13 protein-coding genes are annotated in these 12,796 nt (G+C 62.7%); 11 read left to right on the top strand and 2 right to left on the bottom strand.

All coding sequences use genetic code 11. The features are described from left to right. Positions 1–20: 20 nt before the first annotated feature. The 9 genes from FJ543_RS17895 (at position 21) to FJ543_RS17855 (ending at position 7,702) form a co-directional block, all read left to right on the top strand. A complete protein-coding gene (locus tag FJ543_RS17895; RefSeq protein WP_015317073.1) occupies positions 21–935 on the top strand; it encodes a sugar phosphate isomerase/epimerase in 915 nt (304 codons plus the stop codon). Positions 936–990: 55 nt separating this feature from the next. Continuing rightward, positions 991–1,935 carry a substrate-binding domain-containing protein gene (locus FJ543_RS17890; protein WP_140876232.1) on the top strand — a complete coding sequence of 315 codons (945 nt, stop codon included), beginning with the start codon at positions 991–993 and terminating at the stop codon, positions 1,933–1,935. Between the two features lie 44 nt (positions 1,936–1,979). Further along, complete coding sequence (locus FJ543_RS17885; protein WP_140725477.1) at positions 1,980–2,999, top strand: ABC transporter permease; 1,020 nt, start codon at positions 1,980–1,982, stop codon at positions 2,997–2,999. A 2-nt stretch (positions 3,000–3,001) separates the two neighbouring features. Next, a complete protein-coding gene (locus FJ543_RS17880; RefSeq protein ID WP_140824141.1) occupies positions 3,002–3,784 on the top strand; it encodes an ATP-binding cassette domain-containing protein in 783 nt (260 codons plus the stop codon). A 10-nt stretch (positions 3,785–3,794) separates the two neighbouring features. After that, positions 3,795–4,976: an aldose 1-epimerase family protein gene (locus FJ543_RS17875; protein ID WP_140665847.1), complete on the top strand. Its 1,182-nt coding sequence runs from the start codon at positions 3,795–3,797 to the stop codon at positions 4,974–4,976. Between the two features lie 85 nt (positions 4,977–5,061). After that, a complete protein-coding gene (locus tag FJ543_RS17870) occupies positions 5,062–6,144 on the top strand; it encodes a fatty acid desaturase family protein (RefSeq protein WP_140876230.1) in 1,083 nt (360 codons plus the stop codon). A gap of 28 nt (positions 6,145–6,172) precedes the next feature. Next, positions 6,173–6,484 carry a MocE family 2Fe-2S type ferredoxin gene (locus FJ543_RS17865; RefSeq protein WP_023769541.1) on the top strand — a complete coding sequence of 104 codons (312 nt, stop codon included), beginning with the start codon at positions 6,173–6,175 and terminating at the stop codon, positions 6,482–6,484. 60 nt (positions 6,485–6,544) lie between these two features. Further along, positions 6,545–7,345, top strand: a complete 801-nt coding sequence (locus FJ543_RS17860) for a 3-methyl-2-oxobutanoate hydroxymethyltransferase (protein ID WP_140876228.1) — start codon at positions 6,545–6,547, stop codon at positions 7,343–7,345. Between the two features lie 57 nt (positions 7,346–7,402). Further along, the gene (locus tag FJ543_RS17855; RefSeq protein ID WP_140876226.1) at positions 7,403–7,702 is read left to right on the top strand and encodes a hypothetical protein; all 300 of its coding nucleotides are present in this window, start codon (positions 7,403–7,405) and stop codon (positions 7,700–7,702) included. A gap of 7 nt (positions 7,703–7,709) precedes the next feature. Here the strand turns inward: FJ543_RS17855 and hutH are convergent, their stop codons facing one another. Further along, positions 7,710–9,203, bottom strand: a complete 1,494-nt coding sequence (gene hutH, locus FJ543_RS17850; RefSeq protein ID WP_140876224.1) for a histidine ammonia-lyase — start codon at positions 9,201–9,203, stop codon at positions 7,710–7,712. Beyond that, the gene (locus tag FJ543_RS17845; protein WP_140876223.1) at positions 9,200–10,201 is read right to left on the bottom strand and encodes an ornithine cyclodeaminase family protein; all 1,002 of its coding nucleotides are present in this window, start codon (positions 10,199–10,201) and stop codon (positions 9,200–9,202) included. Before FJ543_RS17845 ends, hutH begins: the two co-directional genes overlap by 4 nt. A gap of 126 nt (positions 10,202–10,327) precedes the next feature. Between FJ543_RS17845 and FJ543_RS17840 the strand changes: the two genes are divergently transcribed. Both FJ543_RS17840 and FJ543_RS17835 read left to right on the top strand, forming a co-directional pair. Then, complete coding sequence (locus tag FJ543_RS17840; protein WP_140876221.1) at positions 10,328–11,761, top strand: DHA2 family efflux MFS transporter permease subunit; 1,434 nt, start codon at positions 10,328–10,330, stop codon at positions 11,759–11,761. A gap of 270 nt (positions 11,762–12,031) precedes the next feature. Further along, positions 12,032–12,796, top strand: a 765-nt coding sequence (locus tag FJ543_RS17835; RefSeq protein WP_140876219.1) for an ABC transporter permease, incomplete at its 3' end; no start/stop codon positions are given.

The following is a 12,796-nucleotide window of genomic DNA, read 5'->3' as shown; positions in this document are numbered from 1 at the left end:
ACAGGGAGGAATTCAAGATCATGATGCAGGCAGGTATTTTCACGGGCTATTTCCCGTACGGCCTCGAAGAGACGGCAAAGAAGATCCGCGGGCTCGGTTTCAACACGGTGCAACTCGACCTGCACTTCAGGGATGTCGACCTGTCGGCTGGGCAGATCACCAAGGACAAGGCCAGGAAGGTGCGCGACGTCTTCCGCGACCACAACCTGCCGGTCTGCTGCGTGTCGGGCTACACCAACATCATCCATCCCGACAAGGCGGAGCGCGACAAGCGCGTCGGTTATCTCAAGGAGATCATCCGCAATGCGCGCGAGTTCGGCAGCCCTTACGTGATCTCGGAGACCGGCACCTACAACACCGAATCCGACTGGGTGCATCACCCCAAGAACAAGACCGAGGAAGGTTTTGAGGAATGCCGCAAGGTCATCGCCGATCTTGCCCAGACGGCTTACGACCATGGCGCGGTCTTCCTGCTCGAAACCTATGTCAACAACGTCGTCGGCTCGGTCGAGGAGACGGTGAAGATGTTCGCGCAGGTCGACCATCCAGGCCTTGGCCTGCTGATGGACCCGACCAATTATTTCGAGACGCACAACATCGACCGGATGGACCAGATCCTGAACCAGGTGTTCGACACGCTGACCGACAAGATCAGAATAGCGCATGCCAAGGACGTCAAGCGCTCAGGCGATGACAAGTCGGAGAAGCACGCCGACATCGGCGATGCCGACGCGATGGAAAGCCATACGTTCCGCGGGGTTGGCGAAATCGAACTGCCGGCGCCCGGCCTTGGCTCGCTGAACTACGACCTCTACCTCCAGCGGCTGGCCGAAAAGCATCCGAACATACCGGTGATCATCGAGCATCTGTCGGAAGACGACGTGCCGCGCGCCAAGACATTCCTCGACGGGAAATTCCGCGCCAACGGCCTGTGACGGCTAGCCGCGCCACCAGTGCACGGCGGCGCGGCTTCAAACAAGGGAGGAAAGAATGTTGAAATTCGCATTGAAATTGGCGGCCTCCGCGACAGTGCTCGCCGGCGTCGCCCTTGGCACGGCGGCGCAGGCGCAGGACGGCCAGAAGACCTTCTATCTCTTGTCGCATGGCGGTCCGTCGGATGCGTTCTGGATCGACTGGAACGCCGGTGCGACCAAGGCCTGCGACCAGCTCAAGGTAACCTGCAAGATTTCCTTCAGCGGCGGCGACATGGCGGCGCAGAAGGAAGCCTTCAACTCGGCGCTTGCCGCAAAGCCCGACGGCATCGCCACCACGTCCGCGCAGCCGGGCCTGTGGACGGAGGAGGTGAAAGCAGCCAAGGCGGCTGGCATCCCGATCGTGTTCTTCAACACCGACGATCCGGCGACAGGGCGGCAGGCCTATGTCGGCGCGGACCTGAAAGAAGCGGGTGTCATCTGGGCCAAATATCTGGTCGACCACAAGATGGTGAAGCAGGGCGACAAGGTTTTCCTGCCGGTCGAGGTTCCCGGCGCCAGTTACCAGCAGCTCGAGACCGAGGGCATCGCCAGCGTTTTCGATCCCTTGGGGATCAAATATGACGTGGTCGATTGCGGCACCGATCCGGCTGGCATCATCGCCAAGATGACCGACTACATGGTCGCCAACAATCCGCCGGCGATCATCGCGCTCGGCGATTCCGTTGCCGCCAGCGTCAAGCGCGTGTTCGATGGCGCCGGCGTGCCGGCGGGCAAGATCCCCGTCGTCGGCTGGGGCAATTCGAAGGAGACGGCACAAGCCGTCAAGGACGGCTTCGTCAATGCCGCCGCCTGGCAATATCCCTCTGCGCAAGGCTTCATGCCGGTGGCGCTGCTCGGGCTTGCCGCGTCAGGCGAGCCGATCGGCTACGACATCCACACTTTCGGTCTCTACGACGCCTCCAGCGTCGACCCGATCCTGAAGCTTTACGACAAGAAATGAGAAAAACAGCGCCCGCCGGAAAAGCGGCGGGCGTCTTTTCAAGCATGGTTCAAGCAGTCATGACAATTGCCGCAGAAGACGAAGTGCCGGGGGTGAAAGGCAGATCGCGCCTGCTGCGCTCGCCGCAATTCTCCTCCTTCGTCATCCTCCTCATTTTGCTGGCGGTATTCGCGGTCGCCGACGCCAATTTCCTGTCGCCGCTCAACATCTCCAACATGATGGCGTTCCTGCCCGAGCTCGGCATCATCGCACTCGGCATGACGCTGCTTTTGACGGCAGGCGAATTCGATCTTTCCGTCGGCGCGGTGTTTGGGCTGGCGCCGGTGGTGGTGATGCTGCTGGTGCAAAATGGCGGGGTGGATATAGGTGTCGCGCTTCTGGCCGGGCTGCTGCTTTGTATCGCGATCGGCGCGATCAACGGGCTGATCGTCACCAAGATCGGCATCTCCTCCTTCCTGGTGACGCTGTCGATGTTGCTCGTCGTACGCGGGGCAGCGCTTTACATCACGCAAGGCTTTCCGCTGAAATCCTGGGACCAGCCCGGCTTCTTCGTGACGCTGCTCGCCGGCAGCTTCAACATCGGCTCGTTTCGCTTCTACACCTCGCTGTGGTGGTTCATCGGCCTCTCGCTGTTTGCCATCTACATCCTGCGTTACGCCAAGCTCGGCAACTGGATCAGCGCCATCGGCTCCAATCGCAACGCGGCGGTGGCGCGAGGCGTGCCGGCCGATACGGTCAAGATATGGCTGTTCATCGCGACCTCGGTGCTGGCCGGCCTTGCTGGCATGATCAGTGCCTTCCGCATCTCGGCCGCCTCACCGGTGGCCGGCACCGGCTACGAGCTGGAAGTGATCGCCATGGTGGTGGTGGGCGGCACGGCGCTGACCGGCGGACGCGGCACCATCCTCGGCACCATCGTCGGCGCGCTGATGCTGCGCGCCATCCGCAACGGCATCGTACTGATCGGCGTGCCGGGGCTCGCCTACAACATCTTTGTCGGCCTCATCATCCTCGCCATGCTCATCCTGCACGCTTTGCTGCAGAAGAACGCCGCAAGGGGCTGACGATGGTGCAAGAAGTACTTCGGCTGCAGAACCTGCAAAAGTCCTTCGGCAGCGTGCGCGCGCTGAAGAACGCTTCGCTGACACTGCGGGAAGGCGAGGTGGTGGCTCTGCTAGGCGACAACGGCGCCGGAAAATCGACGCTGATCAAGGCGATCTCGGGTGTCTTCCCTGTCGATCGTGGCGACATCTTTGTACGCGGCGAAAAGGTTTCGATCCGCTCGACTCGGGATGCGATGGACCTCGGCATCGAGACCATCCATCAGGACACCTCACTGGCGCCTGATCTCAGCATCGCTCGTAATCTTTTCCTCGGCCGCGAGCCGGTCAATTTCGGCTGGCTCGGCGTGTTCGCGCCGCTCGATCTCGCGAAGCTGCGCAAAGCCGCTTCCGAACTCCTCAAGCGCGTCGGCATCTCGAAGAAACTCGACGCTGATGCGCTGGTCTCGACGCTGTCGGGCGGCGAGCGGCAGTCGATCGCCATCTCGCGCGCCATGCAGTTCGCCGCCAAGGTGATCATTCTCGACGAGCCGACCAACAATCTCGGCGTCGAGGAAACCCACGGTGTGCTGCGTTTCGTCAAGGAGGTACGCGACGCCGGCCATTCGGTGCTGCTCATCACCCACAACATCCACCATGTCTTCCAGGTCGCCGACCGCATCGTCGTGATGCGGCGCGGCGAGATCGTCGCCGAACAGACGGTCGCCGACACCGACCTCCTGACCGTGGAAAGCATCATCACCGGCGCCGACATGTCGGCCTTGCTCAAGGAGGCGAGGGCAAAGTGAAGGGCGTCGCATGGTAGAGCTTTACGGCAAGACGCTGTCGCGCCGGCAAGTGGCCGAGCGGTCAGGCCAGCTGTCGCAATTCGCGGGCGTGCGGCTGATGACGCTCGGCGACGGGTTGGAGCGCGGCATCCGCATGCTCGAATTCCGCACCGGCTCGGGCCTGCGCTTCACCGCGCTCGTCGACCGGGCGCTCGACATCGCCGATTGCGACTTCAAGGGCCAGGCGATCGGCTGGCATTCGCCGAGCGGCTTTCGCCATCCGGGCTTGCACGACTATGAAGGGGAAGCGGGGCTGGCCTGGGCGCGGTCCTTCTCGGGCCTGCTCGTCACCTGCGGCCTCGACCACATTCTGGGGCGGGAAGAAGTGCCGGCCGAGAGCTACAACTATCCTGGGAAGAAGACGGTGCTTCATTCGCTGCATGGTCGTGTCGGTACCATCCCGGCGCGGCTGACCGGCTATGGCGAGCGCTGGGAGGGCGACCGCTGCGTGCTGTGGGCAGAAGGCATCGTGCAGCAGTCGGCGGTGTTTGGCGAGGATCTGCATCTCACTCGCCGCATCGAAGCCGATGTCGGGGGTAACGAGATCCGGCTTTCGGACCATGTCGTCAACCACGGCTTCAACCGCACCCCGCATATGTATTTCTACCATGTCAATGTCAGCCATCCCTTGCTGGACGAAGGCTCCCGTTATCTGGCGCCGATCCGCGACGTCGTCTGGGCCAGCCATGCCGGCGAGCGCTACGAGGCGCAGAGTGTCGGCTATCGCACCGCGCCGGCGCCGCAACGGCACTTCAGGGAGCAGGTCTGGCAGCACGAAATGGCCGCCGACGCCCATGGCGAGGTTCCGGTGGCCGTCGTCAACGACCGGCTCGGCCTCGGCTTCGAAGTGGCGACCCGCAAGGATCAGTTGCCGTGTGCCTACCAATGGCAGAATTTCCAGGCCGGGCAGTACGCTCTGGGGATAGAGCCATCGACCCACCATGTGCTCGGCGATCTCGCTGCCCGCGAGCGCGGTGAGATGATCTGGCTGGAGCATGGCGAAAGCCGGGCCTACGACGCGGTGTTCCGCGTCCTCGACGGCAAGGAGGAAATCGCTGGCGCCGAAGCCAGGATCGCGGATATCGCCCGGCAGCCCGAGCAGGATTATCCTCAGCCTTCAGAAAATTTTCCAAGACTGGCCGGCAGGACATGAGCGCGACATTTATTCAAAGCAAGCCCTCCGGCCGGCGGACCGGATTGCCAGCGCTGCGCGACGATTGGAGGCCAATTTGACGACGATGGCGAAAAAGCGCGACTACAGCCTGGTCGGCGAAAGCACCAGGGCAGCGATCGAGACCGGGCTTGCCTCGGCCGAGTGGTACCATACCGACGTGCCGCGCAAGGCGATGAAGGAACTGATGCAGCGTTCCGACGGCCCGGCGATCCGCGACACCATCATCTGGATTGTCGCGATCCTGGGTTCGGCCGTGGGTATCATCTGGTTCTGGGGTTCGTGGTGGGTGGTGCCGTTCCTGTTCGTCTATGGCGTGCTCTACGGCTCGTCGAGCGACTCGCGCTGGCACGAATGCGGCCATGGCACGGCTTTTCGCACGCGCTGGATGAACGATGTCGTCTACCACATCGCCTCGTTCATGCTGATGCGCAATCCCGTGCAATGGCGCTGGAGCCATGCCCGCCACCACACCGACACCATCATCGTCGGCCGCGACGCCGAGATCGCGGTCATGCGTCCGCCGGACCTGTTGAAGGCGGCGCTCGCCTTCACCGGCATTCTCGACTTTCGCTATTCGCTGCCGACGCTGGTGCGGCAGGCATTCGGCACGTTATCCGACGAAGAGAAGAGCTATATCCCCGAGATGGAACAGCATAAGGCCGTGGTCGCGGCCCGGTGGCATGTCGCGATCTATGTGGCGACGATCGCCCTCGCGATCGCGCTGAGGTCATGGATACCGCTGGTGCTGATCGGCCTGCCGCGCCTCTACGGCACCTGGCACATGGTCACGACCGGCCTGCTGCAGCATATCGGGCTCGCCGACAATGTCGTCGACCATCGGCTGAACACACGCACCGTCTACATGAACCCGATCAGCCGGTTCATCTACTGGAACATGAATTACCATGTGGAGCACCACATGTTCCCGATGGTGCCGTATCACGCGCTGCCCAGGCTGCATGAACTGATCAAGCACGATCTGCCGAAGCCCAATCCGTCGATGTGGCACGCCTACCGCGAGGTCTGGCCGGTCCTGCTCAGGCAGCTGAAATACGAGGATCATTACCTCAAGCGCGAACTGCCGCCGACGGCCAGGCCCTATCGCGGTGAGTTCCACGAGGTCGATATGTCGGCGGCGGCCGAGTAGCGATCGCGAATGTCCGCAGGAGATAGAGATGGCCGATTGGGTTGAAGCGTGCGCGGTGGACGATGTCGAGGAAGAGGATGTCATCCGCTTCGACCATGGTGGGCGGACCTTCGCGATCTATCGCTCGCCGGATGACGAGTTCTTCGCCACCGACGGTTTTTGCACGCATGAAAAGGCGCATCTGGCCGACGGGCTTGTCATGGACGACATCATCGAATGCCCCAAGCACAATGGCCGCTTCAACTACAAGACCGGCCAGGCCAAGGGCGCGCCGGTCTGCGTCAATCTCGCGACCTATCCGGTGAAGATCGAGGCCGGCAAGGTGATGATCCAGATCTGAAGCGCTGCATGATCCACCGATCCGGCACCGCGACGGCAAGCAATAGAGGGGAACGCTTTAATGAGCCGAAAGAGACCGACCGTCGCCGATTTGCGCGCCATGAAGGGCAAGCGTCAGCTGACAATGCTGCGCGTGCTGACGCTGGACGAGGCGGAAGCCGCCGAGCGGGCAGGGGTCGACATCGTCTCGGTGCCGCCCGAACTGGTGCTCAACCCGCAATATCGCGATGCCGCACCCAGCCTGTTCACCATGCCGGGCGACAATTTCTTCGAGATCGGCACCGCGGATGATTTCGTGCGCTGGGCCTTCCGGCTCTACAAGGCCGGCGCCGACGCGGTCTATTGCAGCGCGGGCTACGCCACCATCAAACGGATGGCGGACGATGCCATTCCCGTCATCGGCCATGTCGGCCTCATTCCTTCCCGCGCGACCTGGACCGGCGGCTTCAAGGCGGTCGGCAAGACCGCCGATACGGCGATGCAGGTGTTCGAAGCGGTCAAGCAACTGGAGGCTGCCGGTGCGATCGGCGCCGAAATAGAAGTTGTACCAGTCGAGGTGGCGAAGGCTATCTCGGAGCGCACCTCGCTGATCATGCTGTCGATGGGTGCGGGTACCGGCTGCGACGCGCAATATCTGTTCGCCGACGACATTCTTGGCCAGAACCGTGGCCACATGCCGCGCCACTCGAAGATCTACCGCAATTTCGCCGCCGAATACGATCGGCTGCAGGCGGAGCGGGTGGCGGCATTCTCCGAATATGTCGCCGACGTCAACAGCGGCGCCTATCCCGAGGACAGGCACATCGTGCATATGGACCCAGCCGAGCTAAAGCTGTTTCTGGACAAGGTAGGCCAGTCGTAAGGTCGCTTGCTGGTATCCTGTGGCCGAGCCACACGATTTTTCGGGAGCAATGCGTCAATGAAAAATGTTCAATTGATCGATGGAGCCATCAATTCGGCGTATAATATCTATGCAGTGTCGGATGAGGACTTTGAATTGATGTTTCCGAACGGTCAGGATATAGAATTCATTGAAGATTTCTTTAAGCGCGTTGGAAGTAAGAGAGGCAAACGATTTCAGGATTCCTTAAATAAGGGTCGACAAAAGAAAACTGAAGTCAACGGAATACATGGAACACTGTTTTATGGGCTGAAGTGGCAGAAGAAGCATCTCTACCCAAATAAAAAATTTTCTGATGACCCTTCGTCGGCATATTGATGGCATGTCAGAAACGGCATAAGGCCTGCCATGTGCCGCCGGTCAGCGCGGCGTAGAGTGCTTCGGCGTAGATGCCGAGAGGCCTGTCTTCCTTCAGGGTTGGGACGAGCCCGCGCACGGCTGTTTGAACCGCTGCGGTGCGTGGCGCCGGCGTCAACCCTTGACGCATATCCACGGCCTGGGCGGCGGCCATCAGTTCGAAGGCGATCAGCCGCCGCCACAGCGCGATCATGTCGGCGCATTTCGAAACCACCAGCGGCGTCTGGGTGGCGTGATCCTCCACGCCTTCCGAAACCGGCAGGAAGTCGAGCATCACCGGATTGGCCTTGTGGCGGATGGCGGCCAGGATCGACGTCACGGTCTTCTGCAGCGGCACCAAACCAGCCGAGGCGCCACCGACCGGCGAGAGATATTTGGGCAGACCGTTGCGGCCCGAACCGGTGAGCTGGATGAAGCGGGCGGCACTGGCGGCCGCACATTGAGCGATTGCCAGGCTTAGCGTCTCGAAGGCGAGCGCCAGCGAAGCGGTGTGAAAGTTGCCGGTCGACAGCACCAGCTCGTCGTCGCTCAGAACCAGCGGGTTGTCGGCGGCGGCATTGAGTTCGGTCTCGACGGCGCGTCTTGCCTGGCCGATCGCCTCGATCAGCGCGCCATGGATCGAGGGCATGCAGCGGATCGAGAGCGGGTCCTGTATGGTGGTGGTCGCGGGCGCTTCGTCGCGGGCGAGAAGATCATGCAGCGCCTTGGCGGCTTCCTGCTGGCCGGCGGCGGGCCGCGCCATGTGCAGGCGGGGATCGAGGATGGTGCGGTTGGCGCCGAAACCTTCCATGGTCAGCGCGCCGGCCTGGTGCTGCTGGGCAAGAGCCGACAGCGCGTCCGTGACCGCAAGCGCGCCGCCGCCGACGGAGATGGCAGAAGCGTTGATCAGCGACAGCCCATCCTTGGGCGCTAGGCCTATGGGGCCGAGGCGGGCCATCATCAGTGCCTTGACCGCCGGCATGCGCCTTCCCTGGTAATCGGCTTCACCTTCGCCGATCAGCAGGCGGGCGATCGCGGTCATCAGCACCAGGTCGCCGGCGCCGATCGAGCCGAGCGACGGCATCACTGGATGGACGCCGGCGTTGAGGACTTCGACCAGGGCTACGAACACGGCGGGCGACAGGCCGGAGCCACCGGCCGACAACATTGTCAGACGGGCAAGCATGGTGGCGCGCACGGCCTCGACGGGCAGCGCTTCGCCGACCGCCCCGCTGCGGCCCTCGAGCAACTGGCGCTGGAAGGCGCTGGCGTCACCCTCGACCGAGGTGCGAAGATTGGCGCCGAGCCCGGTGTTCAGGCCGTAGATCTGCTGGCCGGAGGCCGCCGCCTGGTCGAGCACCTTTCGCGCCTTCTCCAGCCTGCCGATGACATTGGCTCCGATCTCCACCTTGCGTGCCTCGCGGGCGACGGCGGCGACATCGTCGACACTGACGCCGGCCCCGGTGAGGACGAGCGCGCTCATGCGAAGCGCAGCCTTTGGCCAATGCCTTGCGCCTGCGCCTTGGCCAGCATCGCCTTGCCGAGCGCAATGTCGGAGAGCGACAGGCCGCGATGCCAGAAGAGGATGGTTTCGTCGTCACCCTGCCGTCCCGGCCTGAGGCCGGCGGCGATCTGGCCGAGTTCGGCATGCAGCGTCTTTTCGCTCAACCGCCCGGTCTCGACATGCGCGCGCAGCGAGCCGAATTTGCCGCCCTTGCACTGGCCCCAGTCGTCGACGACCAACTTCTGCATGATGTCGGTCAGCGACAGCTCCACCGCGCTCATCGTGCCATAGGGAACGACAAGCGCGCCCGGCTTGATCCATTCGGTCTTGAGAAGGGGCTGCGGCTCGGGCAGGCGTGAGGCTTCGACGACGATGTCGGCGCCTTTGACGCAGCTCTCCCAGTCGGCGACCGCGGTGACGGGCTTGCCGAGGTCGGCGGAGAGTTTTGCGGCAAAGCCATCGCGACTTTCTGGGCGACGCGAATGGACGCGGATCTCATCGAAATCGAAGAGATGGTCGAGCAGGCGCACATTCCAGTACGCAGTGCCGCGCGCGCCGATATGGGCGAGCACCTTCGCGTTCTTGCGTGCCAAGTGCTTGGCGCCGATGGCGGTGACGGCGCCGGTGCGCATGTCGGTGATGACCGTGGCGTCGAGAATGGCGCGCGGCGTGCCGGTGCGTGGATCGAACAAATTGAGGATGCCGAATTCCGACGGCAGGCCGTGAAGATAATTGTCGACATAGTCGCCGACGATTTTCACGCCGGCCGTATCGAGCGGCGCGACGTAGCCGCGCAAGACATTGAAATGGCCGTGGAAGGATGGGTCGGGTTCGAGGTGGACACGCGGCTCGATCACCGTCTGGCCCTTGCCTTGCGCAACGAGCCCGGCCTCGACGGCGTCGATGATCTCGCCATCGGCCATGGCAAGCGCTTCGATGTCGAGGGCGTTGAGGTAGTCGATATAGATAGGCTTCATGCGCGCACGGTTCCTGTTGTTTAAGACCGAGGCCCATTCATTCCATAACAGGCGGCGATGCGACACGAAAGTTTGTTGGTCCATCTCTGGACGCAGTTGGCTAAATGTTGTTGAAACCGACCCGACATGACGGCCATTCCCGAAAATGAAGCCTTGCCCGAGACAGCCACGAATTCGCGGCGCGTGGCGCTGATCGTCGCCATCGCCTTCTTCATGCAACTGCTGGATTCGACGATCATCTCGACGTCGCTGCCGCAGATGGGCGCTTCCTTCGGCGTGCCGGCGGTGGCGATGAGCCTCGGCATCACCGTCTACATGCTGACCATGGCGGTGTTCGTGCCGCTGTCGGGGTGGCTCGCCGACCGGTTCGGCGCGCGTAACATTTTCCTCGCAGCCATCGCGCTGTTCACGCTGGCGTCGCTCGCCTGCGGCTTCTCCGGGAGTCTGACCGAATTCGTCGTTGCCCGTGCCGTGCAGGGCCTGGGCAGCGCCTTGATGACGCCGGTCGGCCGCATCCTGGTCCTGCGCAACGCGTCGAAATCCGAATTGCTCAACGCCACGGCGCTGATCACCTGGCCGGCGCTCTTCGCGCCCGTGGTCGGCCCGGTGCTTGGCGGTTTCATCACCACCTATCTGTCCTGGCACTGGAATTTCTTCATCAACATCCCGCTCGGCGCGATCGGGCTGGTGTTGGTCGCCCGCTTCATACCGGGTGATCGTGAAGCCGATCCCAAGCCGCTCGACTGGCCGGGGTTTTTCCTGACGTCGCTGGGGCTCGCCTGCCTGCTCTATGGTCTCGAGCGCATCGCGCATCCGGAGGATGGGGCCTTGCCTACGGTGGGGCTGATCGCGGCGGGGATCGTCGTCGGCTGGCTAGCGGTGCGGCATCTGCGCCGCGCGCCGCATCCGCTGCTCGACCTCTCCTCGTTCAAGGTGCAAACCTTCGCCATCTCGACGCTTGCGGCCGGCACCATCTTCCGGGTGGCGATCAATGCCACGCCGTTCCTTTTGCCGCTGCTGTTCCAGGTCGGCTTCGGCCTATCGCCCGTCGATGCCGGCATGATGATCCTGGCCTATTTCCTCGGCAATCTCGGCATGAAGACGGTGACCACGCCGACGCTGCGTCGCTTTGGCTTCCGCTCGGTGATGGTCATCAACGGCATCATCGCCTCGATGTCGATCATGGCCTGCGCGGCGATCTCGCCGCAGACGCCGCAGGCGCTGGTGGTGGCGCTGATGCTGATCGCCGGCCTGTCGCGCTCGATGCAGTTCACCGCGCTCAACACGCTGGCCTTCGCCGATATCGCCGCCGCCCAGCGTAGCTCCGCGGCGACCTTGTCCTCGATGCTGCAGCAGGTGGCGATGCTGTTCGGCGTCGCGGTGGCGGCGGCGATCCTCAACCTGTCGCAGATCGCGCGAGACCGGCCGGCGCTCGACCTCGTCGATTTTCGAGCAGCCTTCCTGCTGATCGGCGTCATCGGGCTGGTGGCGTCGTTCCGTTTCCTGGTGCTGCCGAGAGGTGCCGGCGCCGAGGTCTCCGGCCATGTTGCCGGGAACTGAAATCGAATTTTCCGCCAGATCGCAGGGTTAAATTCCGTCTTCGCCTTTCGCCTTGGTGTTGTGCTTCGCCAAGCGCCGAGACGGTGCAAACAATTGCCAAAAGTGCAGGAGTTTCCGGGCATTGCGCCAGATTCGGCAATCAATGCGTCCACTTTGCGAATCTCATCGCCAGCCTACGTTTTGAACGCGGATTCATTTGACGAAGCGGCGTTGAGCCGATTAGCTTTCTCTCCAGGGGTGGCAGCGCTGCCACCGGGGTGAAAGCAGACAATGAACATGGCCGGCTGGCTGAACTTCAGAAGCCTGAATCAGGAAGGCATTGTCTTTGCCATAGCGGTGGTGCTGTTCGTTGCCGCGGCTATAGGCCTGCCAGGCTTCATCGATGCCAACAATCTGGTCGCCATTATCCGCTCCGTCTCGGTGCTGGGTATACTGGCGCTGGGCATGGCTGTCGTCATCATCGGCCGCGGCATCGACCTGTCGGCGGTTGCGATCATGGCCATGTCGGTCGCCTGGTACCTGCAACTGCTCAACAGCGGAACGCCGGACGGGCTCGCCTTCGCCTATGTGCTGGCCGGCGTGCTCGCCATCGGCCTGCTCAACGGCTTTCTCGTCGCCTACGCCGATGTACCGGCGATCTTCGTCACGTTGGCGACCGGCTCCTTGGTCTTCGGCTATGTCCGTTCGCAATTGATCACGCAGGACGCCGTGCCGGTGCCGCAGGGCCATTGGGTGGAACTGCTCGGCGGTCTGCGCTTTCTCGACGTCCCGATCGAGGTGTTCGTCTTCGCCGGGCTCGCCTTCCTGTTCTTCCTGTTCCTGCGCTACACCAAATGGGGCCGCTACATCTATTTCGCCGGCGACAATCCGGTCGCGGCGCGCAATATCGGCATTCCGGTGCGGCCGATGCTGGTCCTGCGTTACGTGCTGTCAGCATTCGTCGCCCTGATCGCCGGCCTTTTGACCGCGGCCAGCCTGCATTCGATCAACACGCGTGTCGTCAATTCGACGCTGCTTTACGACATCGTGCTGGTG

This window comes from Mesorhizobium sp. B2-5-7, assembly GCF_006440875.1.
Lineage (GTDB): Bacteria > Pseudomonadota > Alphaproteobacteria > Rhizobiales > Rhizobiaceae > Mesorhizobium > Mesorhizobium australicum.
Note: the sequence above shows the minus strand (reverse complement) of the source record. Positions and strands in the feature narration are given on the sequence as shown.

Bases quoted from the DNA above. Each gene is read 5' to 3' on its own strand.
- FJ543_RS17890 (WP_140876232.1), top strand. From the start codon at position 991: ATGTTGAAATTCGCATTGAAATTGGCGGCCTCCGCGACAGTGCTCGCC.
- FJ543_RS17860 (WP_140876228.1), top strand. From the start codon at position 6,545: ATGAGCCGAAAGAGACCGACCGTCGCCGATTTGCGCGCCATGAAGGGC.
- FJ543_RS17855 (WP_140876226.1), top strand. From the start codon at position 7,403: ATGAAAAATGTTCAATTGATCGATGGAGCCATCAATTCGGCGTATAAT.
- hutH (WP_140876224.1), bottom strand. From the start codon at position 9,203: ATGAGCGCGCTCGTCCTCACCGGGGCCGGCGTCAGTGTCGACGATGTC.
- FJ543_RS17870 (WP_140876230.1), top strand. From the start codon at position 5,062: ATGGCGAAAAAGCGCGACTACAGCCTGGTCGGCGAAAGCACCAGGGCA.
- FJ543_RS17875 (WP_140665847.1), top strand. From the start codon at position 3,795: ATGGTAGAGCTTTACGGCAAGACGCTGTCGCGCCGGCAAGTGGCCGAG.
- FJ543_RS17895 (WP_015317073.1), top strand. From the start codon at position 21: ATGATGCAGGCAGGTATTTTCACGGGCTATTTCCCGTACGGCCTCGAA.
- FJ543_RS17845 (WP_140876223.1), bottom strand. From the start codon at position 10,201: ATGAAGCCTATCTATATCGACTACCTCAACGCCCTCGACATCGAAGCG.
- FJ543_RS17840 (WP_140876221.1), top strand. From the start codon at position 10,328: ATGACGGCCATTCCCGAAAATGAAGCCTTGCCCGAGACAGCCACGAAT.
- FJ543_RS17880 (WP_140824141.1), top strand. From the start codon at position 3,002: ATGGTGCAAGAAGTACTTCGGCTGCAGAACCTGCAAAAGTCCTTCGGC.
- FJ543_RS17865 (WP_023769541.1), top strand. From the start codon at position 6,173: ATGGCCGATTGGGTTGAAGCGTGCGCGGTGGACGATGTCGAGGAAGAG.
- FJ543_RS17885 (WP_140725477.1), top strand. From the start codon at position 1,980: ATGGTTCAAGCAGTCATGACAATTGCCGCAGAAGACGAAGTGCCGGGG.